The sequence below is a fragment of the Pseudomonas sp. WOUb67 genome, assembly GCF_050058005.1.
GTDB lineage: Bacteria > Pseudomonadota > Gammaproteobacteria > Pseudomonadales > Pseudomonadaceae > Aquipseudomonas > Aquipseudomonas putida_R.
In genome coordinates this window covers 5,181,362-5,205,414 of record NZ_CP170112.1, presented here as the reverse complement: position 1 = coordinate 5,205,414, position 24,053 = coordinate 5,181,362, and the positions used below count along the sequence as shown (strand labels likewise).

Sequence of the window (24,053 nt, the reverse complement as noted above, 5' to 3'; positions counted from 1 at the left end):
CTGAACGGAAAGTGACAGCCGGCAGGCAGATTAACCGTCAATTCGGTCAATTCCACCCTCAATGGTGTTGCCCCTGGCGACGTGGCGCCTTAGACTGCCGCCCCCTGTAAAAGAGTGCCGGTTGGCGCTTGAAGAATTCCGCGGCCGATGCCAAGGCGTCGGCGGCACATGAATCGCCCAAATGCACATTTTTTCATAGAGAAATCGATGACCAAGGAACAGTTGCTGGCCATGTCGGCCGATGACTACATGAACCCTGAACAGCTGGCCTTCTTCACTGAGCTGCTGCAGGCGATGAAAGTCGACACCCATGAGCGCATCGAGCTCAGCCGCACCACCATCGAAGGTCTGGACACGCCGTCGGACCCGGCCGATGTGGCTTCGGTTGAAGAAGAGCGTAGCTGGCTGGTCAATGCCATCGACCGCGACCAGCGCCTGCTGCCTCAGCTGGAAATGGCGCTGGACCGTATCTCCGACGAGAGCTTCGGATGGTGCGATGACAGCGGTGAGCCGATTGGCCTGAAGCGCCTGCTGATCAGCCCGACCACCAAGTACTGCATCGAAGCGCAGGAGCGCCACGAGCAGCTCGACCGCCACCAGCGCCAGGTCTGAACCCGCGCGCGGTGCCAAGCCCCACGGAGCTATCCCTGGGGCTTTTTGCGTTTCTTGCGTGTGCTGGTTTTGTTGCTCCGAACGTAACACTGCTGTACCGCGAAGCGCTGTTTTCTCCAGGCGGGCAGGCGTATCATGGCGTCATCGTTAGGGTGCTAACTAAATGTCGGAGGGCATGATGAATAGCCGGGTCGATGTAGCCGTGATGATAGGTTCGGGTGTGCCAGCCACCTTGCAGGCGCTGGGCAAACGCATTTGCTGGGTGGTGCTGGTCAATGGCGAGCGCCGGGGCACAGCCTTTGCCACACGTGAAGAGGCGCTGGAGTGCCAGGCTGCCTGGCAGCAGCAACTGAAGAAAGGCCTGGCTGCCTGAAATTGTTTATTGCCTCTCGACGGGTTTCAGTGTTTTCGGGCATATTTGTCCTACAGTAATGCGCATACGGATGCCTTGGCTTGTCTTCTTGCAGGCCTACCCCCGTGCTTGCGTTTTCTGGTGAGTGATCTCAGGCATCACCGTTCCCAGGCCGGGAGTGAGCCAAACGCCTTCGGTTGAGGGCGAATCTGGCAAACCAGAGTAAAGATTCCTGCACGCTGCATCGTCAGCGGGCACAGACATTTCGCATATCGCTTTATTACTCTTTTCGCCTATCGATAAGAAATGGCCGTGCCTCCCCGAGCTTGGGGGAGGGCGGGTTGTAACCGGTTGAGGATTACTTCATTGGCAGTCAGCACACTTGATACCCATGCGTTGTTCGCCCTGGGCGACCTGCGCGGTAAATTGGCCCAGCTGTTCCAGGGCCGCTTTATCTACGTTACCGAACAAACTCCTGAAGGCCTTTACATGGCCGAAATCGACACCGAAGACGCATTGGTGGTCGATGACAAGCAGCGCCTTGAACTGAAGGTCGGCGACCACTTCCGCGCCGCTGTGTTGCCCAGCCGTGAAGGTGGCAAGCTGGAAATGCGCTTTCGCGAAATCAAACTGAATGTGTATGGCGTGGGTGATTATGCCTTCGTGTCGGTACCTGAAGGCGAGGGCATCGTGTTGCGCGAGGGGCATGGCGTGATGCTGGTTTTCGCTGCGCAACAGCAGGTGCAGGAAGGCCTGGGCAAACTGCTCAAGGCGGTGACCGGCAAGGTTGCCAAATGGCGCAAAGGCGAGCTGACCACCTTCAAGGCCAGTGAATGAGTGACGGTGCGCTTGCCACACGTGCCGACTTTCATCGGCAGCACCAGGCGCACGCCCTGGCCGAGGCCGAACGTTTGCTGGCCAGGCGAGGGGAGCTGCAAGGCACCTGGTTGAACTGGGTAGCGGGTGAGCTGTACCGGCTCGGCCCGCCACCTTATGTCGCCATGGTGCGGCGGGAGCTGCAGCGCCTCAGCCAAGGGTGAGGCGGCGGCCCTTCAGTTGCCGCGGTCGCGGCCGCTGCTGACTTCTTCAGGCACTGGCTCTTTCGACATGCGCTTGCGAAACAACGCCGCCCGGGCCAGCAGCAGCGTGGTCACCGGCACGGTGATCGACAGCAGGATGGGGATCAGCCAGGCGTGCAGTACCGGTGCTTCCTTGAGCCACGAGAAGTAGATGATCGAGGCCAGCGCCACGCACCAGGCGCCAATGGTCGAAGCCAGCGCCGGCGGGTGCATGCGCTGGAAGTAGTCTTTCAGGCGCACCAGGCCTATCGCACCCACCAGCGCGAACAGGCTGCCGGTCAGCAGCAGCGCTGCGGTGACCACTTCCAGCCAGAAGGGCAGTACCAGAGTCTCGGTCATTCGATCACCTCACCGCGCAGCAGGAACTTGGCCAGGGCGAACGAACCGACGAAGCCGAACAGCGCAATCAGCAGGGCACCTTCAAAATAGGTGTCACTGGCATAACGGATCCCCAGCACCAGCATCGTCAGCATGGCCAGGATGTACAGGTAGTCCAGCGCCAGCACCCGGTCCTGGGCGGACGGGCCACGGAACAGCCGGATCAGCGCCAGGGCCATGGCCAAGGCGAAGATGAACAGGCTGGCAAGGACAGCATTGGCGAGCAGGCCTGTCATTGGAATATCTCCATCAGCGGGCGTTCATAGGTGTCCTTGAAGTGCTGGATAAAAGCTGCCTCATCGTCCAGGTCGAACACATGCAGCAGCAATACGCTGCGGTCCAGCGCCAGCTCCGACCAGACCGTGCCGGGCACGACCGTGGTGATCATCGACAGTGCCGCCAGCCCATGCGCATCGTGCAGGGCCAGCGGAATGTGCACGAACGCCGAGCGTGGTGGTTGCTTGCCGGCACGCAGCACGCCACGGGCCACCAGCAGGTTGGACATGATCACATCGATGCCTACCCGGCCGATCAGCCGGACGATGACCATTGGCCGACGCACGTGGGCATGCTGTGGGCGCAGTGGCGCCATCAGCAGTGGCGCCAGCACGCCAAGTGCGGCAGCCAGCAACAGGTTACCTGGGCTGACCGAGAGGTTCAGCAGCAGCCACAGGCCGAACAGCGAAACCGATAGCAGCGGGGCGGGGAACAGTCGGTTCATGGCTGCACCTGTACGTCGAGCGAGGTGGGGCCAGGAATCGGCCGGGCGGCCATCACGGCTTCGATATAGGCATTGGGGGCCTGCAGGCTGGCGGCGGTGTCCTGGGTGTAGCGCAGCAAAGGCTCGGCCTTGAGGCTGAGGATGATGCACAGGCCAAGCAGGATGACGATGGGCAGGCACTCATAGCGGCGCAGCACTGGCGACGGGCGCTCCTCGGGCTTCCAGAAACGCTGGATGCCGACGCGGCCGAAGGCGATCAGCGAGGCCATGCCGGACAGGATCAGCAGCGCGACCAGGGCCCAGCCCGCTGCACTCAGCGGCTGCTCGGCCGGCACGCCCAGACCCTGTGGGTTGAACAATGCGCTGATGAGGTTGAGCTTGCCGACGAAGCCAGACAGCGGCGGCATGCCGATGATCAGCAAGGCGCAGGCGATGAAGCTGAGGCCGAGGAAGGCCATGGTCCACGGGATAATCTGGCCGATCACCGCTTTTTGTTCATCGTCGAGGTTGATGCCTTTGGGCGGATGCAGTGATTCCAGAGGCGGCGGCATGGCACCTTCCTCATCCTCCAGTGGCGCTTCATTGGCCGAGCGCGAGCGTTCGACCAGTTCGGCGAGCAGGAACAGCGCGCACAGCGCCAGGGTCGAGTTGACCAGGTAGAACAGCGCCGCACCCGTCAGCGCCGACTGGGCAAAGCCGACGGCGCCAAGCAGGGTACCTGCCGAGACCAGGATGCTGAGCGCCGCCATGCGTTCCAGGCGTTGTGCCGCCAGGATCGATACTGCTGCCACTGCCAGGGTGACCAGGCCACCGTACACCAGCCATTCGCCACCGAAATGCGCCGAGGCCCCGGCCTGCCCGGAGAACAGCAGGGTCCACAGGCGCAGCAGGGCGTACAGGCCGACCTTGGTCATGATGGCGAACAACGCAGCTACCGGCGCGCTGGCCGAGGAGTAGGCCGGGACCAGCCAGAAGTTCAGCGGCCAGATACCGGCCTTGACCAGGAAGGCCATGGCCAGGATCGCCGCGCCGGCATGCAGCAGGCCACGGTCGGCCTCCGGTACCAGCGGAATTTTCAGCGCCAGGTCGGCCATGTTCAGGGTGCCGGTTACCCCATACAGCATTGCCGCGCCGATCAGGAACAGCGACGAGGCGAACAGGTTGATGGCGATGTAGTGCAGGCCGGCCCGCACCCGCGCGCGCCCCGAGCCATGCAGCAGCAAGCCATAGGAGGCTGCCAGCAGCACTTCGAAGAACACGAACAGGTTGAACAGGTCGGCGGTGAGGAAGGCGCCGTACAGGCCCATCAGCTGGATCTGGAACAGCGCGTGGAAGCTTGCGCCGGCACCGTCCCAGCGGGCGCGGGCAAACAGCAGGGCGCTGAAACCGATGACCCCGGTGAGGGTCAGCAGCAGTGCCGACAGGTGGTCCACCACCAGGACAATACCGAAAGGTGCTGGCCAGTTGCCCGGCAGGTAGACACCGATCGATTCCGCCTGGCCCTGGGTGCGCACCCACAGCAGCAGGCTGACCGCGATGGCCAGGCCGGCGAAGGTCGACAGCAGGTTAAGCCGGGCTTTTACATGCCGGTGTTTCTCACCCAGCAGCAACATCACTGCCGCCGTCACCAGTGGCAGCAGAATGGGCGCGACAATCAGTTGGCTCATGCCATTCATTCGTCACGCTCCCGGCCATCCACGTGGTCGGTACCGGTCAGGCCGCGAGAGGCCAGCAACACCACCAGGAACAGCGCGGTCATGGCGAAGCTGATGACGATGGCCGTCAGCACCAAAGCCTGCGGCAATGGGTCGGTGTAGTGCAGCAGGTCCTGGGTGACGCCATCCTTGATAATCGGTTCCTTGCCGATGAACAGGCTGCCCATGCTGAAGATGAACAGGTTTACGCCGTACGACAGCAGGCACAGGCCCATGATCACCTGGTAGGTTCGCGGGCGCAGGATCAGCCACACCCCCGAGGCGGCCAGCACGCCGATGGCGACTGCGATGACTTCTTCCATCAGGCGGCTCCTGCTTGACTGGTTTTCGATGAATTGCCCGGGCGGTAGGCGCGCACCGACTGGTGCGCCAGGGCAGTGAGGATCAGCAGGGTCGAGCCGACCACCACGGTGTACACGCCAACATCGAAGAACAGCGCGCTGGCCACGTGCACATCACCGAGCAACGGCAGGTGCAAGTGGGCGGTATGGGTGGTCAGGAACGGGTAGCCCAGCAGCATGGCGCCGACCCCGGTCAGGGTGGCGCACAGCAACCCGGTGCCCATCCAGCGCAGTGGGCGCAGGCTCATCTGCGCCTCTACCCACTGGGTGCCAGCCACCATGTACTGCAGGATGAACGCCACCGACATCACCAGGCCGGCGACGAAGCCGCCGCCAGGCTGGTTGTGGCCACGCATGAACAGGTACATCGACACCAGCAGGGCGATGGGCAGCAGCAGGCGTACCAGCACCGCAGGCACCATCATGAAGCCCAGGGCAGTGTCGGTGGCATGCCGCGGGTTGATCAGGTCGGTGACCACATCCGGCGCGAGCTGACGTTGTTGCGCCGGCAACTGCATGCTCTCTTTCGGCGGGCGGAAGCGCCGCAGCAGGGCGAACACGGTCAGCGCCACGGCCACCAACACGGTGATTTCGCCGAGGGTATCGAAGCCGCGGAAGTCGACCAGCATGACATTGACCACGTTGGTGCCGCCGCCTTGGGGCAGCGCCCGGCTCAGGTAGAACGAGGAAATGTCGTTGGGCGTCGGCCGGGTCAGCATGGCGTAAGACAGCACGGCCATGCCACCACCCACCAGCACTGCCAGCAGCAGGTCGCGCAGGCGGCGCATGCGCGCACGCTCCAGGCTGCCCGGTAGCGGCGACACGCCTTCGATACGCCGTGGCAGCCAGCGCAGGCCCAGCAGGATCAGCACCGTGGTGACCACTTCCACCACCAGCTGGGTCAGGGCCAGGTCGGGTGCGGAGAACCAGACAAAGGTGATGCAGGTCATCAGGCCGCAGACACTGACCATGATCAGTGCCGCCAGGCGATGGTACTTGGCCTGGTAGGCGGCGCCGATGGCGCAGGCGATGGCGATCAGCCATAGCGCGACGAACACGCCCGAGCCCGGAATCTTGGGCCGGTCGCCCCAGCTGAGCCCGCTGTAGAGCATGGGCGTGAGGCCGGCGAGGAAGGCGGCGACCACCAGCATGAACAGCTGCGACTGAAGGCGACGGGTAGTGAGCAGGCGCTCTGCGTGCCGGGCCAGCAGCATCAGGTGCACCAGCCCGTGCTCGAACAGGCGCTTGCCATTGAAGCGCTCGATCACCGGTGGGTACGGGAAGCGGCCCAGGCGCAGCTGCTTGCGCAGCAGCAGGTACAGCACGATACCGCCGCTCATCGCCACCAGGCTCATGATCAGGGGAGCATTCCAGCCATGCCAGATGGCCAGGCTGTACTCCGGCAGGGTACCGCCTACCACGGGGAGGGCTGCGGCGGCCAGCAGCGGGCCAACCGACTGGGCGGGGAAGATGCCCACCACCAGGCAGGTAAGTACCAGCAGCTCGACCGGCGCACGCATCCAGCGTGGAGGCTCGTGCGGGGTGTGGGGCAGGTCCTGGGCGGTGGGGCCGAAGAACACATCCACGGTAAAGCGCAAGGCGTAGGCCACGCTGAAGGTACCCGCCAGGGTGGCGATAACCGGCAGTGTTGCTTCGACCCAGGCAGTGGAGCTGATGAACACCGTTTCGGCGAAGAACATCTCCTTGGACAGGAAGCCATTCATCAGCGGCACGCCGGCCATGGAGGCGCTGGCCACCATGGCCAGGGTGGCAGTGTACGGTACCAGGCGGATCAGGCCGCTGAGGCGGCGGATGTCACGGGTGCCGCTCTCGTGGTCGATGATGCCGGCGGCCATGAACAGCGAGGCCTTGAAGGTAGCGTGGTTGAGAATGTGGAACACGGCGGCGACCGCGGCCAGCGGGCTGTTCAGGCCCAGCAGCAGGGTGATCAGGCCCAGGTGGCTGATGGTCGAATAGGCCAGCAGGCCTTTGAGGTCGTTCTGGAACATGGCGGCGAAAGCGCCGAGCAGCAGGGTGAGGGCACCGGCACCGCCGACGATCCAGAACCACTCTTCGCTGCCCGACAACACCGGCCAGAAGCGCGCCAGCAGGAACACCCCGGCCTTGACCATGGTGGCAGAGTGCAGATAGGCCGATACCGGGGTGGGCGCTGCCATGGCATGGGGCAGCCAGAAATGGAAGGGGAACTGTGCGCTTTTGCTCAAGGCGCCGATGAGGATCAGGGGTAGCAGCACCGGGTACAGCGCATGCTGGCGGATGGTGTCGCCGGCAGCCAGGACCTTGTCCAGGTCGTAGCTGCCGACCACATGGCCGAGCAGCAGGGCACCCACCAGCAGGCACAAGCCACCCGCGCCGGTCACCATGAGCGCCATGTAGGCGCCACGCCGGGCGTCTGCGCGGTGGTGCCAGTAGCCGATCAGCAGGAAGGAGAACAGGCTGGTCAGCTCCCAGAAGAACACCAGCTGGATCAGGTTGCCGGAGATGACCAGGCCGAGCATGGCGCCCATGAAGGCCAGGAAGAAGGCGAAGAAGCGCGGGACCGGGTCCTGTGGCGACATGTAGTAGCGCGCATACAGCGACACCAGCGTGCCGATACCCAGCACCAGCAGCGAGAACAGCCAGGCAAAGCCGTCCATGCGCAGTACCAGGTTCAACCCCAGGCTGGGCAGCCAGAGGAATTCTTCGCGAATTACGCCCCCGTCGGCAATTTGAGGGTACAGCAGTGCTACCTGGACGGTGCCGACCAGGGCCACGAGCCCGGCAAGGATGGACTCGGCGTTACGTGCGTTGTGCGGCAGCACGGCTGCCAGGCAACTGCCCACGAACGGCAGAAGCAATAGCACTATCAATGACATAGGGGCCTATTCTGGAGAAGTTTGCAAAGATCATACGTGCCGGGGGGGTGATCACCAACACGCAAGCTGTCGCAGAATCCTACAAACAGGCTGTGACAAGCTGTTTTTTTATAACAGTTTTTTACAAAGCATAGTCGCTGTTGTCATCTTTACAGCCCGGTCTGGCGCTCGCCTTCACCCTGGACGTCGCGTGCTTCGACGCTTTCGCGGGGGCGGCGTACCTTGAGTTCGCTGACTATCACCGCGATCACGATGAGCAGGCCACCGAGCAGCGCCACACCCGGCAGGCGTTCGCCGGCGATGCGCCCGACAATCCCGGCCCACACCGGTTCACCGGCATAGATGAGGGTGGCGCGGGTAGGCGAGACCGATTTCTGTGCCCAGTTCATGGCTACCTGTATCACCGCGCTCATGGCGCCCAGGCCTACTGCGCTGGCCAGCAGCAGCCAGGAGAAGTCGGGGATGCGTTCCTGAGTTGGCACGATCATCAGGAACGCCAGCAGCGAAGCGGTCGCCAATTGCACCACGGTGACCCGGCGCACATCAACCTGACCGGCGTAACGGCTGATCAGGATGATTTCGGCGGCGATGGCGACGGCGCTGACCAGGGTAACCACCTCGCCCTCGCTGAAGTGCAGGCTGCCGCCTTCCGGCCCGGCCAGCAGCATCAGGCCGATGAATGCCAGGCAAATGCCGAGGCTGGGCATCAGGCCGGGCCGGCGGCCCAGCACCAGCCACTGCAACAGCGGCACGAACGGCACGTACAGCGCCGTGATGAACGCCGACTGGCTGCTGCTGATGGTCTGCAGGCCCATGGTTTGCAGGCCGTAGCCGAGCATGATCGACACGCCGATCAGCATGCCGGCCTTGAGCTCGGTGAGGGTCAGCCCGGGCAACGCCCGCGCCGAAACCACGCCTACGAACAGCGCTGCCGCAGCGAAGCGCAGGCCGACGAAGAACATCGGACCGCTGACGGTCATCACGTTATGCACCAGCAGGAAAGTACCGCCCCACAACATGGTGATGAACACCAGCACCAGTTCAGCCTTGCTCAGGCGGAAGGTAACGGTGGGGGTCGGTTTGTTGCGGGCCTGGCTCATGGTCTTGCGCACTCGGAGGGGGCGGCGCACAATCGCCGCAAAGTGGGCAGTATACTGCGCAATCTCGACCAGTGAGCAATATAGTGCACAAAGATACTTCGCATCGGGCATCGGTGCTGCAACATGTCAGCCTCAACGTACGCAGCCTGCGCAACGCTGCCGGGCTGAGCCAGACTGCATTGGCCGAGCGCTCAGGGGTCAGCCGGCGGATGCTGGTGGCAATCGAGGCGGGCGAGAAGAACGTCAGTCTGACCACTCTCGACCTGATCGCTGAGGCCTTGGGGGTGGCTTTCAGCACCTTGATCCAGGCGCCTGACCAGCGTGACCCCGGGCGCATCGAGGAGCTGGCCTGGGCCGGTGAATACCCACAGAGCAGGGCAGTGCTGCTGGGTAGCAGTGCGGCACGGCGTGAGGTGGAACTTTGGGAGTGGACCCTGGCACCGGGCGAGTGCTATTCCAGCGAGGCAGATGCCGAAGGCTGGAGCGAGCAGATCTATGTGGCAGAAGGGCAACTGACGCTGGTCATCGAAGGGGTTGAGCATCGGCTGCTGGTGGGGCAGTTCCATGTGTTCCCGAGCAACTGCCGGTATGCGTACCGCAACGATGGGGTGGTGGCAGTGCGCTTTGTACGCAATGTTGTGATTTGACAGGGGCGCAGAGCGCCCCCAAAGATCTCAAGCCGATCAGCCTTTCAGTAACTCATCGGTCTTCACCACCGACGCATAGGCAAACGCCAAGGCCGCCATCACCGAATCATGCACCTGCGCCGCCGGCACCTGCTTGCCGTCGAACTCCAGCGGCAAGGTCGCGCAGGCATCATGCGCCACGGTCACCGTGTAGCCCAGGTCGGCCGCGGCCCGGGTGGCGGCATCGATGCACATGTGGCTCATGCTGCCAACGATGGTCAGGGCTTCGACGCCATGCCGGTCCAGCGTGTGCTCAAGGTCGGTGCCCAGGAAGGCGTTGACCTTGTGCTTGAGCACCACCGGCTCACCTGCCACCGGCTCGACCTTGGTGTGGATGGCCGCACCCGGCGAACCGGGCGCGAAAAATGGCGCATCGGCGCTGTCGAACTCATGCCGCACATGCACCACCAGGTCGCCGCGCTGGCGAGCCGCCGCCAGCAGCCGGGCGGCGTTGTCGGCCGCCTGGTCGGCGCCATCGAGGGTCCACTTGCCGCCCGGGAAGTAGTCGTTCTGGATGTCGATGATGATCAGCGCCTGCTTGCTCATGCTGCCTCCTGTGGCAGTAGTCGTCGTGAGACGTTAGTTATAGGCTGTTTGCACAGACTTGAGGATTGGCACGATCGGCACTAGGTAGGCAGAAAGCGCTTGACCTTGACTTTACTTGAGGTTTTACCCTGCTCGGCATTGCCAAGCATGCGTCCGTAACCAGGAGAACGTCGATGTCGGCCAACCCCCATGCGCTGTGGTTCACCCAGATGATCGAATACGAAGTGCCCAGCCTGTGCCAGCAAGCGCTGGCCCAGGCGCTGGTGGCGCGCAGCGAGGCGCTGGCCACGCGCTGCGCAGGGCTGCAGGGTGTCAGCATCCAGGCCAGTGACGATGGCAGCCGGGTGCTGCAATACCTGCAATGGCAATCACGTCAGGCGTGGGCGGCGGCGGCCGTGTACTTCGTCGAGGAACCCTTCCTTGAGCTGCTGGGCCAACATCAGGCGCGTGGCGTCAACTTTGCCGCCTACCAGACCCTGCGCAGCCTGGTGCGTGGCGCCGATGGTGGCCTGCAGTGCGAGGTGGGTGAGCCTCAGGCGTACCAAGGGGCGTAGTGCGGGTAGCGGTCCAGGCGGGCACCGATCACCATTTCGCTGATCCAGGCGGCCAGGATCGAGCTGTAGGCTTTCTGGCTCGCCTCGCTGGACAGTGCGTGGTCGGCACCGTCGACGATGCGATGGGTGAGTGAATGGGCGCTGACGAATGCCGAGCGGTAGCTCATCAGCGTGCTGTGCGGCACATAGTCGTCCTGCTCGGACTCCACCAGCAACACATCGCCGCCGAATTCTGCGCATGCCGCCAGCGCGCGGTTATCCGCCGGGCCCAGCGATTGCTGGCGGTAGGCGTTCAGGCGTTGGCGGTCGAGGGTTTGCTTGGGCGTGTTCCATTCGTCGTCCCAGTACATGGCCGGCACCCGCAAGGCCAGCCATTTGACTGGCCGTTCGCGGGTCAGCAAGGTTGCCAGGTATCCCCCATAGCTGCTGCCGATGATGGCGATGGCACTGCTGTCTACGGCCGGATGGCTGAGCAGCCGGTCGTAGGCTACCAACAGGTCCTGCAGGTTCTGTTCACGGGTGACCGTCAGGCGTTGGCTTTCGGTCTTTTCGTGGCCGCGCAGGTCGAAGGTCATGCACACGCAGCCCAGCCCGGTGATGTGCCGGGCACGGGCCAGATCACGCTGCTGGCTACCGCCCCAGCCGTGGACGAAGAGGATGCCCGGCATCTTGCTGCCTGGGCTGACCAGGGTGCCGACAATGCTGTCTTTGTCGACTTGCAGTTCAACGGTTTCACTCTGAACGGCCATGTTCGCGAATCCGTGCAAATTTGCTGAGTTGTCCGAGTTCACTGTCGTTTCCTTGGTAGAAGAGGGTGGCGTCGGCGGGCAGGTCGGGGGTGCCGAACACTTCATGGGTGGATGCGCGCACCCGCTGCAATGCCGGGTCATCGGCAAATGCCTGCAAGGCCAACAGCTCGGCACTGCTGGCACCGCCCAGGCGCCAGGATTGTTCGAGCACGCCGCTGCGCAGGTGGCCCTGGGGGTTCAGTCCGCGCGCAATGTCGTAGTTGCGCCGCGAGGCGATGAAACCGGGGAAGTGTTGCTCGGCAGCCTGCTCGTAGGCGATGGCCTGGTTGATGGCCAGGCGCAGGTGGTCTTCCAGAGGAAGTTGCAGCAACGCCTGGTAGTCGCCACGTACCACCACCAGGTCGGAGCCGCCGTACACCTCGGTGCCCTGATGGTCGTGCGTCAATTGCTGGGTGCCGTGATAGCTGCAGGTCAGCCCGGCCACGCGTACCTGGCCGACGCTGAAGGTTTCTACGTCGCTCAAATCTTCTTCGAGCACCAGCCCCCACAGCGCCAGCATCTGGTCATCCACGCCCGCCAGCAGCGGCTCTAGCGCGTCTGCAGTGGTGATGACCTGCTGCCCGCGGCCTGCGCAGGCCAGCACGGGCTTGACCCGCACAGCGCCATCAAGCAGCAGCAACTGTGCGGCGGTGCGCGCATCGGCCTTGCTGAACACGGTATAGCCGCGCAGCAGAGCGTCGCTTGCCTGCACGGCGAAGGCATCGGTCCAGCCGGGGGGGAAGCTGGCCCCGGCCGGCAGCGGGTGGGAGATCGCCTTGGTCGCCATGTAGGGGTGTGGCACCAGCCCGCCAAACAGGTCCTGTTCGTTGAGAATGCCCAGGGCGGCATAGCGCTTTGGGTCTATCAGGGTCTCGGTAGGCAGGTAATAGTAGCCATCGGCGGCGGCGGGCTGCTGACTGGGCTGTATATGAGGGCAACCCAGCAGGTGGGCCAGGCCATCGGCAAGCTTGAGGTGCGCGCCGTGCTCATGGTCAGGCGTGTGTTCGCGGGTGTCGAGCAGCACTACGCCGGCTTTCGGTTCGCTGGCACTGGGCATGGTCATTTGCCTGTGTGCAATGAATGTACTGTGTGTGAAGCCAGTGTCCTGGGGAAGTTCAGCGGAACTTGATCGGTGGTCCTGGCCCTTTTGCAGGAAGCGTCCTGATGGCACAGGGCGTGGCGGGCAATGCATGCCGTGTCCTGGTCTTCGCGATTGCAGGGCTCTGGCGGCTGTTCCATTATCAGCGTATTGGATCAACCGTGATGTAGCCGCAGGAGAGCGCATGAACGTCCAGACCACACTTGAACAAAGCGTGCCGCAGCGTTTGGCGCGCGTGCGTCAGGCCATGGCCGCAGAGGGCATCGATGCCTTGCTGGTGCCCTCGGCCGACCCTCACCTTTCCGAATACCTGCCCGGTTACTGGCAGGGGCGCCAGTGGCTGTCGGGTTTTCACGGCTCGGTTGGCACGCTGGTCGTCACGCCCGGCTTTGCGGGCTTGTGGGTCGATAGCCGGTACTGGGAACAGGCGGATTACGAGCTGGCCGGCAGCGGTATCGAACTGATGAAGCTCTCGCCAGGCAAGCCCGGGGCGTTGGAATGGCTGGGCGATAATGTCGAGCCCAACGGCAACGTCGCGGTGGATGGTGCGGTCATGGCCCTGGCTTCGGCGCGCCAGTTGGGTGAGCGGCTGAAGGCGCGTGGGGCACAGCTGGTGACCGACAAGGACCTGCTAAACCAGGTTTGGGACGGGCGCCCGGTGCTACCAGCCAATCCGGTGTACCAGCACTTGCCGCCGCACGCCACGGTCAACCGGGCAGAAAAGCTCGCGCAATTGCGCCAGGGCATCCAGGCCAAAGGGGCCGACTGGCACTTTATTGCAACACTTGATGACATTGCCTGGCTGTTCAACCTGCGTGGCAGCGATGTTTCGTACAACCCGGTCTTCCTGGCCTTTGCCTTGATCAGTCAGCAGCAGGCCATCCTGTTCGTGGGCCAGGACAAGGTCGACACACACTTGCGTCAAGTGCTGGCGGTCGACGGTATCGAGGTGCGCGACTACAGCGAAGCTGGCAAGGCGCTCGGCGCTGTCCCGGTCGGGAGCCGGTTGCTGCTGGACCCCGCACGGGTCACCTGTGGATTGCTGGAGAGCCTGCCTGCCGAGGTGATGCTGGTAGAGGGGCTCAACCCCACCACCCTGAGCAAGTCATGCAAAGGCGATGAAGACCTTGTGCACATCCGCCAGGTCATGGAGCAAGACGGCGCCGCCTTGTGCGAGTTCTTCGCCTGGTTCGAGGCCAACCTCGGCCAGGAGGTCATTACCGAGCTGACGGTTGACGAGCAACTGAGCGCCGCACGTGCCCGGCGCCCGAACTTCGTGTCGCTGAGCTTTTCGACCATTGCCGCCTTCAATGGCAATGGTGCCATGCCGCATTACCGTGCCACCGAGCAGTCGCATGCGGTCATCGAGGGGGATGGCTTGCTATTGATCGACTCCGGCGGGCAATACCTGGGTGGCACCACCGACATCACCCGCATGGTGCCCGTCGGTAACCCCAGCCACGCACAGAAGCAGGACTGCACCCGGGTCCTCAAGGGCATGATCGCCCTGTCGCGTGCCACCTTCCCGCGAGGGGTGCTGTCGCCGCTGCTGGATGCCATTGCCCGGGCGCCGATCTGGGCTGATCAGGTCGATTATGGCCACGGTACCGGGCACGGGGTTGGCTACTTCATGAACGTGCATGAGGGGCCGCAAGTGATTGCCTACCAGGCAGCTCCTGGGCCGCAAACGGCGATGCAGGCGGGCATGATCAGCTCGATCGAGCCGGGTACGTACCGCCCGGGGCAGTGGGGTGTCCGTATCGAGAACCTGGTGGTCAACCGTGAGGCGGGCAAGAGTGCCTTCGGCGACTTCCTGCGCTTCGAGACCTTGACGCTGTGCCCGATCGATACCCGCTGCCTGTTGCCCGAGCTGCTGGCCAGGGAAGAGGTGGAGTGGCTGAATGGCTATCACGCGAACGTGCGCGAGCGTCTGGCGCCGCTGCTCAAGGGGGATGCGCTGGCCTGGCTGCAGGTGCGTACCGCGCCCCTCTAAGGGCAAATGAAAAAGGGCAGCCTGTGAGCTGCCCTTCTTTCTACTTGCAGATGACGATCATGCTGCGGCTGGTGTAGCCCGCCGGGTTGATGCCGAACAAGTAGTCACCGGCCTCTTCGTCGCTATCGCCCGAGCGAGCAATGACCCGATAGCCGCGTGTGCTGCAGGAGGTCGCGGCCTTGCTGTAGCAGTTGTCCCATGAAGAGGAAAGGCCGGAGCAATTGATATGCAGGCCCTTCTTGCCCCTTTTGACCTCAGTCTTGGCTGTGGCGGCACATCCAGCAATAGCCAAGATGGCCAGGATGAGAAAAATACGTTTCATTCCTGTCCTTAAATGCAGGGCGGATCAGCTGCCTGGCCCTGTCGTTATCGCTTTGCTTCTTCCTGAAATATCCCCAGCATCCGTGTTCGGTCTAGTAGATAGCGTAAAGATGATGATTCTGTGACAGCTTAATCAGCGAAACGGGCGGCTACAATCACTAATCCTGTCTCAAATGAAAATATTTCTCATATCAGTCTGCTGCGACAGCCGGGGTGGGCTCCTTGCGCATGGACAGGGTCGTGCCGACCGACGCGGCGATGATTGCCCCGATCGCCAGCCATTGGGTGAGCGTCAGCACCTCGCCGAGGAACAGCAGGCCGGACAATGCACCAAAAGCCGGTTCGATGCTCATCAAGGTGCCGAAGGTGCGTGCCGGGATACGCGTGAGGGCAACCATCTCCAGGCTGTAGGGCAGGGCGGTGGACAACACTGCAACGGCTAGCGCCATGGGGATCAGCGCAGGTGTGAGCAGTGCGCTGCCCGCGTGGGCGATACCGATGGGGGCGACGAACAGGGCGGCGACTACCACCCCCAAGGCTGCACTCTGGATACCGTGCTCGGCCCCGGCGCGTTGCCCGAACAGAATATAGAGGGCCCAGCATACACCTGCGCCCAAGGCGTAAGCAGCGCCCACCGGGTCGAGTGCCTGGCCGCTGTGGCCAGCCGGCAGCAACAGCAACAGGCCGGCGATGGCCAGGGCAATCCACAGGAAGTCGATCGGCCTGCGCGAGGAGAAGATCGCCACTGCCAGTGGGCCGGTGAACTCCAGGGCCACGGCGATGCCGATCGGCACTGTTTGCAGGGCCATATAGAAGAGGAAGTTCATCCCGCCCAGCGCCATGCCATAGATGACCACGTTGCGCAGGGTCGTGGCGGTCATGCGAACCCGCCATGGGCGCAATATAAGCAGCATGATGATGCTGGCGAAGAGCAGGCGCAGGGTGGTCGTGCCTTGTGCGCCGATGATGGGGAACATGCTTTTGGCCAGGGAGGCTCCGGACTGGATCGATGCCATGGCGATAAGCAGCAGGCCGATCGGAAAGAGGGTAGCGGCCAGGCTGCGGGGTTGGGTGTTCATTGAGGTGCGGCGATCCTTGGGCGGGGTAGGGATGAGCAATATAGTGCGCAATTGCTGGGGCGCGTGATAGCCCTCAGGTGGCTTCGCCACAAATATTTCAAATCATTGAAATTAAAGGTTGACCTGCGTAATGAGCGCCCTATAATGCGCACCATTCCAACGGGGTAGCGAAGTAAAGCTAGCCGCCCGGTTGAGTCAAGTGTTTGAAGCTAAACGAGTTTCTCGCAAAAAACTTCAAAATAAACGCTTGACAGGCTCTGAGGAAAGCGTAGAATGCGCGCCTCGGTTGAGACGAAAAGCTCTTAACCAAACGCTCTTTAACAAATTGAATCAAGCAATTCGTGTGGGTGCTTGTGAGTACGGACTGATAGTCAAAAAGATTATCAGCATCACAAGTGACCATGCGAGAAATCACATAGTCATTTGAGATTGCTGAGCCAAGTTTAGGGTTTCTTAAAAACCCAAGTAGTATTGAACTGAAGAGTTTGATCATGGCTCAGATTGAACGCTGGCGGCAGGCCTAACACATGCAAGTCGAGCGGATGAGAAGAGCTTGCTCTTCGATTCAGCGGCGGACGGGTGAGTAATGCCTAGGAATCTGCCTGGTAGTGGGGGACAACGTTTCGAAAGGAACGCTAATACCGCATACGTCCTACGGGAGAAAGCAGGGGACCTTCGGGCCTTGCGCTATCAGATGAGCCTAGGTCGGATTAGCTAGTTGGTGAGGTAATGGCTCACCAAGGCGACGATCCGTAACTGGTCTGAGAGGATGATCAGTCACACTGGAACTGAGACACGGTCCAGACTCCTACGGGAGGCAGCAGTGGGGAATATTGGACAATGGGCGAAAGCCTGATCCAGCCATGCCGCGTGTGTGAAGAAGGTCTTCGGATTGTAAAGCACTTTAAGTTGGGAGGAAGGGCATTAACCTAATACGTTAGTGTTTTGACGTTACCGACAGAATAAGCACCGGCTAACTCTGTGCCAGCAGCCGCGGTAATACAGAGGGTGCAAGCGTTAATCGGAATTACTGGGCGTAAAGCGCGCGTAGGTGGTTTGTTAAGTTGAATGTGAAAGCCCCGGGCTCAACCTGGGAACTGCATCCAAAACTGGCAAGCTAGAGTACGGTAGAGGGTGGTGGAATTTCCTGTGTAGCGGTGAAATGCGTAGATATAGGAAGGAACACCAGTGGCGAAGGCGACCACCTGGACTGATACTGACACTGAGGTGCGAAAGCGTGGGGAGCAAACAGGATTAGATACCCTGGTAGTCCACGCCGTAAACGATGTCAACTAGCCGTTGGAATCCTTGAGATTTTAGTGGCGCAGCTAACGCATTAAGTTGACCGCCTGGGGAGTACGGCCGCAAGGTTAAAACTCAAATGAATTGACGGGGGCCCGCACAAGCGGTGGAGCATGTGGTTTAATTCGAAGCAACGCGAAGAACCTTACCAGGCCTTGACATGCAGAGAACTTTCCAGAGATGGATTGGTGCCTTCGGGAACTCTGACACAGGTGCTGCATGGCTGTCGTCAGCTCGTGTCGTGAGATGTTGGGTTAAGTCCCGTAACGAGCGCAACCCTTGTCCTTAGTTACCAGCACGTTATGGTGGGCACTCTAAGGAGACTGCCGGTGACAAACCGGAGGAAGGTGGGGATGACGTCAAGTCATCATGGCCCTTACGGCCTGGGCTACACACGTGCTACAATGGTCGGTACAGAGGGTTGCCAAGCCGCGAGGTGGAGCTAATCTCACAAAACCGATCGTAGTCCGGATCGCAGTCTGCAACTCGACTGCGTGAAGTCGGAATCGCTAGTAATCGCGAATCAGAATGTCGCGGTGAATACGTTCCCGGGCCTTGTACACACCGCCCGTCACACCATGGGAGTGGGTTGCACCAGAAGTAGCTAGTCTAACCTTCGGGAGGACGGTTACCACGGTGTGATTCATGACTGGGGTGAAGTCGTAACAAGGTAGCCGTAGGGGAACCTGCGGCTGGATCACCTCCTTAATCGACGACATCAGCCTGCTGATGAGCTCCCACACGAATTGCTTGATTCACTTGTATAAAGACGATGCTGTAACGCGACCCTGTTATAGGTCTGTAGCTCAGTTGGTTAGAGCGCACCCCTGATAAGGGTGAGGTCGGCAGTTCAAATCTGCCCAGACCTACCATTACATGGTTTAGCCATGCTGTTGTAACAGATAGACGGGGCCATAGCTCAGCTGGGAGAGCGCCTGCCTTGCACGCAGGAGGTCAGCGGTTCGATCCCGCTTGGCTCCACCACTTTCGCTGTACTCAGTCACTTGCCAGAAATTAGAAATGAACATTCGTTGATGAATGTTGATTTCTGACTTTTGTCAGATCGTTCTTTAAAAATTCGGATATGTGATAGAAATAGACTGACATGCACTTTCACTGGTGTGTGATCAGGCTAAGGTAAAATTTGTGAGTTCTGCTCGAAAGAGCAGCGTGCGAATTTTCGGCGAATGTCGTCTTCACAGTATAACCAGATTGCTTGGGGTTATATGGTCAAGTGAAGAAGCGCATACGGTGGATGCCTTGGCAGTCAGAGGCGATGAAAGACGTGGTAGCCTGCGATAAGCTTTGGGGAGTCGGCAAACAGACTGTGATCCAGAGATCTCTGAATGGGGGAACCCAGCCAGCACAAGCTGGTTATCTTGTACTGAATACATAGGTGCAAGAGGCGAACCAGGGGAACTGAAACATCTAAGTACCCTGAGGAAAAGAAATCAACCGAGATTCCCTTAGTAGTGGCGAGCGAACGGGGACCAGCCCTTAAGTTGGTTTGAGATTAGTGGAACGCTCTGGAAAGTGCGGCCATAGTGGGTGATAGCCCCGTACACGAAAATCTCTTGTCAATGAAATCGAGTAGGACGGAGCACGAGAAACTTTGTCTGAATATGGGGGGACCATCCTCCAAGGCTAAATACTACTGACTGACCGATAGTGAACTAGTACCGTGAGGGAAAGGCGAAAAGAACCCCGGAGAGGGGAGTGAAATAGATCCTGAAACCGTATGCGTACAAGCAGTGGGAGCCTACTTTGTTAGGTGACTGCGTACCTTTTGTATAATGGGTCAGCGACTTATATTCAGTGGCGAGCTTAACCGAATAGGGGAGGCGTAGCGAAAGCGAGTCTTAATAGGGCGTTTAGTCGCTGGGTATAGACCCGAAACCGGGCGATCTATCCATGGGCAGGTTGAAGGTTAGGTAACACTGACTGGAGGACCGAACCGACTACCGTTGAAAAGTTAGCGGATGACCTGTGGATCGGAGTGAAAGGCTAATCAAGCTCGGAGATAGCTGGTTCTCCTCGAAAGCTATTTAGGTAGCGCCTCATGTATCACTGTAGGGGGTAGAGCACTGTTTCGGCTAGGGGGTCATCCCGACTTACCAAACCGATGCAAACTCCGAATACCTACAAGTGCCGAGCATGGGAGACACACGGCGGGTGCTAACGTCCGTCGTGAAAAGGGAAACAACCCAGACCGTCAGCTAAGGTCCCAAAGTCATGGTTAAGTGGGAAACGATGTGGGAAGGCTTAGACAGCTAGGAGGTTGGCTTAGAAGCAGCCACCCTTTAAAGAAAGCGTAATAGCTCACTAGTCGAGTCGGCCTGCGCGGAAGATGTAACGGGGCTCAAACCATGCACCGAAGCTACGGGTATCACCTTTTGGTGATGCGGTAGAGGAGCGTTCTGTAAGCCTGTGAAGGTGAGTTGAGAAGCTTGCTGGAGGTATCAGAAGTGCGAATGCTGACATGAGTAACGACAATGCGAGTGAAAAACTCGCACGCCGAAAGACCAAGGTTTCCTGCGCAACGTTAATCGACGCAGGGTTAGTCGGTCCCTAAGGCGAGGCTGAAAAGCGTAGTCGATGGAAAACAGGTTAATATTCCTGTACTTCCAGTTATTGCGATGGAGGGACGGAGAAGGTTAGGCCAGCCTGGCGTTGGTTGTCCAGGTTTAAGGTGGTAGGCTGGAATCTTAGGCAAATCCGGGATTCCAAGGCCGAGAGCTGATGACGAGTTGCCTTTAGGCGACGAAGTGGTTGATACCATGCTTCCAAGAAAAGCTCCTAAGCTTCAGATAACTGGGAACCGTACCCCAAACCGACACAGGTGGTTAGGTAGAGAATACCAAGGCGCTTGAGAGAACTCGGGTGAAGGAACTAGGCAAAATGGCACCGTAACTTCGGGAGAAGGTGCGCCGGCGAGGGTCAAGGACTTGCTCCGTAAGCCCATGCCGGTCGAAGATACCAGGCCGCTGCGACTGTTTATTAAAAACACAGCACTCTGCAAACACGAAAGTGGACGTATAGGGTGTGACGCCTGCCCGGTGCCGGAAGGTTAATTGATGGGGTTAGCGCAAGCGAAGCTCTTGATCGAAGCCCCGGTAAACGGCGGCCGTAACTATAACGGTCCTAAGGTAGCGAAATTCCTTGTCGGGTAAGTTCCGACCTGCACGAATGGCGTAACGATGGCGGCGCTGTCTCCACCCGAGACTCAGTGAAATTGAAATCGCTGTGAAGATGCAGTGTATCCGCGGCTAGACGGAAAGACCCCGTGAACCTTTACTATAGCTTTGCACTGGACTTTGAATTTGCTTGTGTAGGATAGGTGGGAGGCTTTGAAGTGGGGACGCCAGTTCTCATGGAGCCATCCTTGAAATACCACCCTGGCAACTTTGAGGTTCTAACTCAGGTCCGTTATCCGGATCGAGGACAGTGTATGGTGGGTAGTTTGACTGGGGCGGTCTCCTCCCAAAGAGTAACGGAGGAGTACGAAGGTGCGCTCAGACCGGTCGGAAATCGGTCGTAGAGTATAAAGGCAAAAGCGCGCTTGACTGCGAGACACACACGTCGAGCAGGTACGAAAGTAGGTCTTAGTGATCCGGTGGTTCTGTATGGAAGGGCCATCGCTCAACGGATAAAAGGTACTCCGGGGATAACAGGCTGATACCGCCCAAGAGTTCATATCGACGGCGGTGTTTGGCACCTCGATGTCGGCTCATCACATCCTGGGGCTGAAGCCGGTCCCAAGGGTATGGCTGTTCGCCATTTAAAGTGGTACGCGAGCTGGGTTTAGAACGTCGTGAGACAGTTCGGTCCCTATCTGCCGTGGACGTTTGAGATTTGAGAGGGGCTGCTCCTAGTACGAGAGGACCGGAGTGGACGAACCTCTGGTGTTCCGGTTGTCACGCCAGTGGCATTGCCGGGTAGCTATGTTCGGAAGAGATAACCGCTGAAAGCATCTAAGCGGGAAACTTGCCTCAAGATGAGATCTCACTGGGATCTTGAATCCCCTAAAGGGCCGTCGAAGACTACGACGTTGATAGGTTGGGTGTGTAAGCGCTGTGAGGCGTTGAGCTAACCAATACTAATTGCCCGTGAGGCTTGACCATATAACACCCAAGCAATTTGCTAACGCAGATTGCGGTGGTGAAGATGATACGAACCGAAAGTTCGCAACAAACCACAAATATCGCATATCCGAATTCGCTGGGCTGTCCATCTGGACATTCTGGCTACAGAATTTCTTGACGACCATAGAGCATTGGAACCACCTGATCCCATCCCGAACTCAGTAGTGAAACGATGCATCGCCGATGGTAGTGTGGGGTTTCCCCATGTGAGAGTAGGTCATCGTCAAGATTCATTTCGCAAAACCCCTATCTGCGCATGCAGGTAGGGGTTTTGTCTTTTTGGTCGAAAAACCAATCCAGCAGCCTTGTGCGGTGCCCTGTAGGAGCGGCCTTGTGTCGCGATCGGGCGCGAAGCGGCCGCAAAACCCGCATCCCCGGTTTTCCAGACAAACAGCGGCGCCTGGATTACGGCCGCTTCGCGCCCGATCGCGACACAAGGCCGCTCCTACAGGGGCCGTGCAACCGGTCAGGATCATGAAATGTACGTCATCTATACCTGATAAACCGTAGGGCAATGCTACGCTCGCGGAAATACTCAGCACGGATACCCACCATGGACATGAACTGGCACCAGGCCCTGCAAGAGAGCCTGAGATGGCTGGCAATCGCTTCGTTCATCACCCTTGTCTGCTTTGCCGCTGCCGCGACGCTGGCTGTACGTTGCACACGCTGGGGCAGCCAGTTCTGGCAGCTTGCCGGGCCCTATTTCAGTTTCAGGCGCAGTTGGCGGCCATTGTTGGTGTTTGCGCTGTTGCTGGTGTTGACGCTGTTCTCGGTGCGCCTGAACGTACTGTTCTCGTTCTGGTACAACGGCTTCTACAGCGCCTTGCAGGGCCTGGATCAAGCCGCGTTCTGGTACATGCTCGGCGTCTTTGCCGTATTGGCCACCATCCACGTACTGCGCTCGCTGTTCACCTTTTATGTAACCCAGGCATTCAGCATCCGTTGGCGGGTCTGGCTCACCGAGCGCCTGACCCACGACTGGATGCACGGCGATGCCTACTACCGTGGTCAGTTTCTCGCCGAGCCGGTAGACAACCCTGACCAACGTATCGAACTGGACGCCAATGCCTTTGTCACCAACTCGGTATCCCTCGCCCTGGGCGCAGTCAGTGCGCTGGTGTCGCTGGTGGCGTTTACCGGGATCCTCTGGGCGCTGTCCGCACCGCTGGCGGTTGCCGGTGTAGAGGTCCCTCGTGCGATGGTGTTTGCCGTGTACCTGTATGTCATCGTCGCCACCTGGATTGCCTTCCGCCTGGGGCGCCCCTTGATCCGCCTGAACTTCCTCAACGAGAAGCTCACCGCCAACTTTCGTTATGCACTGATGCGCCTGCGCGAGAATGCCGAGAACATTGCCTTCTACCAAGGTACCTTGGTGGAGCGGGGCACGTTGCTGGGCCGCTTTGGCGCCTTGATCGTCAATGCCTGGGCGCTGGTGTTCCGGAACCTGAAATTCAGTGGTTTCAACCTGGGTGTCAGCCAGGTTGCCGTGGTGTTCCCGTTTATCCTCCAGGCGCCACGCTTCTTCAGCGGTGCGATCAAGTTGGGTGACGTCATGCAGACCGCCCAGGCCTTTGGCCAGGTGCAGGATTCGTTGTCGTTCTTCCGCGAATCTTACGATGCGTTCGCTCAATACAGGGCCACCCTCGACCGTCTGACCGGTTTTCTTGATGCCAACGCGCAGGCGAGCGCCTTGCCGCGGGTCACTACCGAGGCTCAGCAACATGCGCTGGAAATCACTGATCTGCAGGTGCTGCGCCCGGACGGGCACGCCCTTGTCGCTGACCTTGACCTGAGCCTGCACGCAGGTCACGCACTGTTGATCAAGGGCCCGTCGGGCAGCGGCAAAACCACGCTGCTGCGAGCCCTGGCGGGCCTTTGGCCATACGCTGAAGGGAAGGTCAGGCGCCCGCCAGGCCATCAGGCGTTGTTCCTGTCGCAGCGTCCCTACCTGCCGCTGGGCGACTTGCGGACGGTCATCGCCTACCCGGCAGCCAGCAAGCCCGAAGACGAAGTACGTATGCAGCAGGCCTTGCGCCAGGTCAACCTGGCTCATCTGGCAGAGCGGCTGGAGATCAGTTGCGACTGGTCGCATATTCTCTCGGTGGGCGAGCAGCAGCGCTTGGCGTTCGCCCGGGTGCTGTTCAACCGGCCTCAGGTAGTGTTCCTCGACGAGTCCACCTCGGCGATGGACGAAGGGCTCGAGCACGCCCTGTATTCGCTGTTGCGCACGGAAATGCCGGGCGCGCTGCTGGTCAGTGTTGGCCATCGCAGTACGCTTGCAGGGTTTCACACTCACCGGCTGGAGGTGGATGGGCAGGGGGGCTGGTCGTTGCTCAAGCAGGAACCGGCGTTGGCCTAGCCCGGTG

At 60.3% G+C, this 24,053-nt stretch carries 20 protein-coding genes, 2 tRNA genes and 3 rRNA genes; 13 read left to right on the top strand and 12 right to left on the bottom strand.

The genetic code is table 11. The features are described from left to right. Positions 1-207: 207 nt before the first annotated feature. The 4 genes from ABOC32_RS23100 (at position 208) to ABOC32_RS23085 (ending at position 2,004) form a co-directional block, all read left to right on the top strand. A complete protein-coding gene (locus ABOC32_RS23100) occupies positions 208-612 on the top strand; it encodes a TraR/DksA family transcriptional regulator (protein WP_426809011.1) in 405 nt (134 codons plus the stop codon). A 178-nt stretch (positions 613-790) separates the two neighbouring features. Next, positions 791-985: a hypothetical protein gene (locus ABOC32_RS23095; RefSeq protein WP_012271507.1), complete on the top strand. Its 195-nt coding sequence runs from the start codon at positions 791-793 to the stop codon at positions 983-985. Positions 986-1,330: 345 nt separating this feature from the next. Continuing rightward, positions 1,331-1,801, top strand: coding sequence for a hypothetical protein (locus ABOC32_RS23090; protein ID WP_043204286.1), 471 nt, complete (start codon positions 1,331-1,333; stop codon positions 1,799-1,801). Then, on the top strand, positions 1,798-2,004 hold the full coding sequence (locus ABOC32_RS23085) for a hypothetical protein (protein WP_426809010.1): 207 nt from the start codon (positions 1,798-1,800) through the stop codon (positions 2,002-2,004). Before ABOC32_RS23090 ends, ABOC32_RS23085 begins: the two co-directional genes overlap by 4 nt. Positions 2,005-2,016: 12 nt before the next feature. Here the strand turns inward: ABOC32_RS23085 and ABOC32_RS23080 are convergent, their stop codons facing one another. The 7 genes from ABOC32_RS23080 to ABOC32_RS23050 form a co-directional block, all read right to left on the bottom strand. Further along, positions 2,017-2,382, bottom strand: coding sequence for a Na+/H+ antiporter subunit G (locus ABOC32_RS23080; RefSeq protein WP_016500629.1), 366 nt, complete (start codon positions 2,380-2,382; stop codon positions 2,017-2,019). After that, positions 2,379-2,657, bottom strand: a complete 279-nt coding sequence (locus ABOC32_RS23075; RefSeq protein WP_003259015.1) for a K+/H+ antiporter subunit F — start codon at positions 2,655-2,657, stop codon at positions 2,379-2,381. The genes ABOC32_RS23080 and ABOC32_RS23075 overlap by 4 nt, the downstream gene beginning before the upstream one ends. Continuing rightward, positions 2,654-3,142, bottom strand: a complete 489-nt coding sequence (locus ABOC32_RS23070) for a Na+/H+ antiporter subunit E (RefSeq protein ID WP_426809009.1) — start codon at positions 3,140-3,142, stop codon at positions 2,654-2,656. The genes ABOC32_RS23075 and ABOC32_RS23070 overlap by 4 nt, the downstream gene beginning before the upstream one ends. Beyond that, the gene (locus ABOC32_RS23065) at positions 3,139-4,818 is read right to left on the bottom strand and encodes a monovalent cation/H+ antiporter subunit D (protein WP_426809008.1); all 1,680 of its coding nucleotides are present in this window, start codon (positions 4,816-4,818) and stop codon (positions 3,139-3,141) included. Before ABOC32_RS23065 ends, ABOC32_RS23070 begins: the two co-directional genes overlap by 4 nt. Then, positions 4,815-5,159 (bottom strand): Na+/H+ antiporter subunit C, encoded by a 345-nt coding sequence (locus ABOC32_RS23060; RefSeq protein ID WP_003250128.1) that lies wholly within the window; start codon positions 5,157-5,159, stop codon positions 4,815-4,817. Before ABOC32_RS23060 ends, ABOC32_RS23065 begins: the two co-directional genes overlap by 4 nt. Then, positions 5,159-8,074, bottom strand: a complete 2,916-nt coding sequence (locus tag ABOC32_RS23055; RefSeq protein ID WP_426809007.1) for a monovalent cation/H+ antiporter subunit A — start codon at positions 8,072-8,074, stop codon at positions 5,159-5,161. The genes ABOC32_RS23060 and ABOC32_RS23055 overlap by 1 nt, the downstream gene beginning before the upstream one ends. 149 nt (positions 8,075-8,223) lie before the next feature. After that, entirely contained in the window at positions 8,224-9,174 is a 951-nt protein-coding gene (locus ABOC32_RS23050; protein WP_426809006.1) for a DMT family transporter, read from the bottom strand. An 83-nt stretch (positions 9,175-9,257) separates the two neighbouring features. Here ABOC32_RS23050 and ABOC32_RS23045 point away from each other — a divergent pair, with 83 nt between their 5' ends. Further along, a complete protein-coding gene (locus ABOC32_RS23045; protein ID WP_426809005.1) occupies positions 9,258-9,821 on the top strand; it encodes a helix-turn-helix domain-containing protein in 564 nt (187 codons plus the stop codon). 36 nt (positions 9,822-9,857) lie between these two features. Here the strand turns inward: ABOC32_RS23045 and ABOC32_RS23040 are convergent, their stop codons facing one another. Continuing rightward, the gene (locus ABOC32_RS23040) at positions 9,858-10,406 is read right to left on the bottom strand and encodes a cysteine hydrolase family protein (protein WP_426809004.1); all 549 of its coding nucleotides are present in this window, start codon (positions 10,404-10,406) and stop codon (positions 9,858-9,860) included. Positions 10,407-10,579: 173 nt separating this feature from the next. Between ABOC32_RS23040 and ABOC32_RS23035 the strand changes: the two genes are divergently transcribed. Then, a complete protein-coding gene (locus ABOC32_RS23035) occupies positions 10,580-10,960 on the top strand; it encodes an antibiotic biosynthesis monooxygenase (protein WP_426809003.1) in 381 nt (126 codons plus the stop codon). Here ABOC32_RS23035 and ABOC32_RS23030 read toward each other — a convergent pair. Together ABOC32_RS23030 and ABOC32_RS23025 are read right to left on the bottom strand one after the other, a co-directional pair. Next, complete coding sequence (locus ABOC32_RS23030) at positions 10,939-11,709, bottom strand: alpha/beta hydrolase family protein (RefSeq protein ID WP_426809002.1); 771 nt, start codon at positions 11,707-11,709, stop codon at positions 10,939-10,941. The two genes, ABOC32_RS23035 and ABOC32_RS23030, sit on opposite strands and share 22 nt — an antisense overlap. Continuing rightward, on the bottom strand, positions 11,693-12,811 hold the full coding sequence (locus tag ABOC32_RS23025) for a DUF3182 family protein (RefSeq protein WP_426809001.1): 1,119 nt from the start codon (positions 12,809-12,811) through the stop codon (positions 11,693-11,695). Before ABOC32_RS23025 ends, ABOC32_RS23030 begins: the two co-directional genes overlap by 17 nt. A 220-nt stretch (positions 12,812-13,031) precedes the next feature. Between ABOC32_RS23025 and ABOC32_RS23020 the strand changes: the two genes are divergently transcribed. Beyond that, entirely contained in the window at positions 13,032-14,840 is a 1,809-nt protein-coding gene (locus ABOC32_RS23020) for an aminopeptidase P family protein (protein ID WP_426809000.1), read from the top strand. A gap of 40 nt (positions 14,841-14,880) precedes the next feature. On the opposite strand, the gene ABOC32_RS23015 is transcribed toward ABOC32_RS23020, so the two are convergent. After that, complete coding sequence (locus ABOC32_RS23015) at positions 14,881-15,162, bottom strand: hypothetical protein (RefSeq protein ID WP_086974218.1); 282 nt, start codon at positions 15,160-15,162, stop codon at positions 14,881-14,883. A gap of 190 nt (positions 15,163-15,352) precedes the next feature. Further along, positions 15,353-16,240 (bottom strand): threonine/homoserine exporter RhtA, encoded by an 888-nt coding sequence (gene rhtA / locus ABOC32_RS23010; protein WP_426808999.1) that lies wholly within the window; start codon positions 16,238-16,240, stop codon positions 15,353-15,355. Between the two features lie 473 nt (positions 16,241-16,713). Here rhtA and ABOC32_RS23005 point away from each other — a divergent pair. The 6 genes from ABOC32_RS23005 (at position 16,714) to ABOC32_RS22980 (ending at position 24,046) form a co-directional block, all read left to right on the top strand. Then, a 16S ribosomal RNA gene (locus ABOC32_RS23005) occupies positions 16,714-18,250 on the top strand. 87 nt (positions 18,251-18,337) lie between these two features. Further along, positions 18,338-18,414, top strand: a tRNA-Ile gene (locus ABOC32_RS23000). A 36-nt stretch (positions 18,415-18,450) separates the two neighbouring features. Beyond that, positions 18,451-18,526, top strand: a tRNA-Ala gene (locus ABOC32_RS22995). Between the two features lie 244 nt (positions 18,527-18,770). Beyond that, a 23S ribosomal RNA gene (locus ABOC32_RS22990) occupies positions 18,771-21,663 on the top strand. A gap of 134 nt (positions 21,664-21,797) precedes the next feature. After that, positions 21,798-21,913, top strand: a 5S ribosomal RNA gene (gene rrf, locus ABOC32_RS22985). The 16S, 23S and 5S rRNA genes sit together here with 2 tRNA genes alongside, the layout of an rRNA operon. 324 nt (positions 21,914-22,237) lie before the next feature. Next, a complete protein-coding gene (locus tag ABOC32_RS22980) occupies positions 22,238-24,046 on the top strand; it encodes an ABC transporter ATP-binding protein/permease (protein ID WP_426808998.1) in 1,809 nt (602 codons plus the stop codon). Positions 24,047-24,053: the final 7 nt, after the last annotated feature.

Bases quoted from the DNA above. Each gene is read 5' to 3' on its own strand.
- rhtA (WP_426808999.1), bottom strand. From the start codon at position 16,240: ATGAACACCCAACCCCGCAGCCTGGCCGCTACCCTCTTTCCGATCGGC.
- ABOC32_RS23100 (WP_426809011.1), top strand. From the start codon at position 208: ATGACCAAGGAACAGTTGCTGGCCATGTCGGCCGATGACTACATGAAC.
- ABOC32_RS23040 (WP_426809004.1), bottom strand. From the start codon at position 10,406: ATGAGCAAGCAGGCGCTGATCATCATCGACATCCAGAACGACTACTTC.
- ABOC32_RS23030 (WP_426809002.1), bottom strand. From the start codon at position 11,709: ATGGCCGTTCAGAGTGAAACCGTTGAACTGCAAGTCGACAAAGACAGC.
- ABOC32_RS23095 (WP_012271507.1), top strand. From the start codon at position 791: ATGAATAGCCGGGTCGATGTAGCCGTGATGATAGGTTCGGGTGTGCCA.
- ABOC32_RS23065 (WP_426809008.1), bottom strand. From the start codon at position 4,818: ATGAATGGCATGAGCCAACTGATTGTCGCGCCCATTCTGCTGCCACTG.
- ABOC32_RS23025 (WP_426809001.1), bottom strand. From the start codon at position 12,811: ATGACCATGCCCAGTGCCAGCGAACCGAAAGCCGGCGTAGTGCTGCTC.
- ABOC32_RS23055 (WP_426809007.1), bottom strand. From the start codon at position 8,074: ATGTCATTGATAGTGCTATTGCTTCTGCCGTTCGTGGGCAGTTGCCTG.
- ABOC32_RS23085 (WP_426809010.1), top strand. From the start codon at position 1,798: ATGAGTGACGGTGCGCTTGCCACACGTGCCGACTTTCATCGGCAGCAC.
- ABOC32_RS23020 (WP_426809000.1), top strand. From the start codon at position 13,032: ATGAACGTCCAGACCACACTTGAACAAAGCGTGCCGCAGCGTTTGGCG.
- ABOC32_RS23015 (WP_086974218.1), bottom strand. From the start codon at position 15,162: ATGAAACGTATTTTTCTCATCCTGGCCATCTTGGCTATTGCTGGATGT.
- ABOC32_RS23070 (WP_426809009.1), bottom strand. From the start codon at position 3,142: ATGAACCGACTGTTCCCCGCCCCGCTGCTATCGGTTTCGCTGTTCGGC.
- ABOC32_RS23080 (WP_016500629.1), bottom strand. From the start codon at position 2,382: ATGACCGAGACTCTGGTACTGCCCTTCTGGCTGGAAGTGGTCACCGCA.
- ABOC32_RS23075 (WP_003259015.1), bottom strand. From the start codon at position 2,657: ATGACAGGCCTGCTCGCCAATGCTGTCCTTGCCAGCCTGTTCATCTTC.
- ABOC32_RS23060 (WP_003250128.1), bottom strand. From the start codon at position 5,159: ATGGAAGAAGTCATCGCAGTCGCCATCGGCGTGCTGGCCGCCTCGGGG.
- ABOC32_RS23035 (WP_426809003.1), top strand. From the start codon at position 10,580: ATGTCGGCCAACCCCCATGCGCTGTGGTTCACCCAGATGATCGAATAC.
- ABOC32_RS23050 (WP_426809006.1), bottom strand. From the start codon at position 9,174: ATGAGCCAGGCCCGCAACAAACCGACCCCCACCGTTACCTTCCGCCTG.
- ABOC32_RS22980 (WP_426808998.1), top strand. From the start codon at position 22,238: ATGGACATGAACTGGCACCAGGCCCTGCAAGAGAGCCTGAGATGGCTG.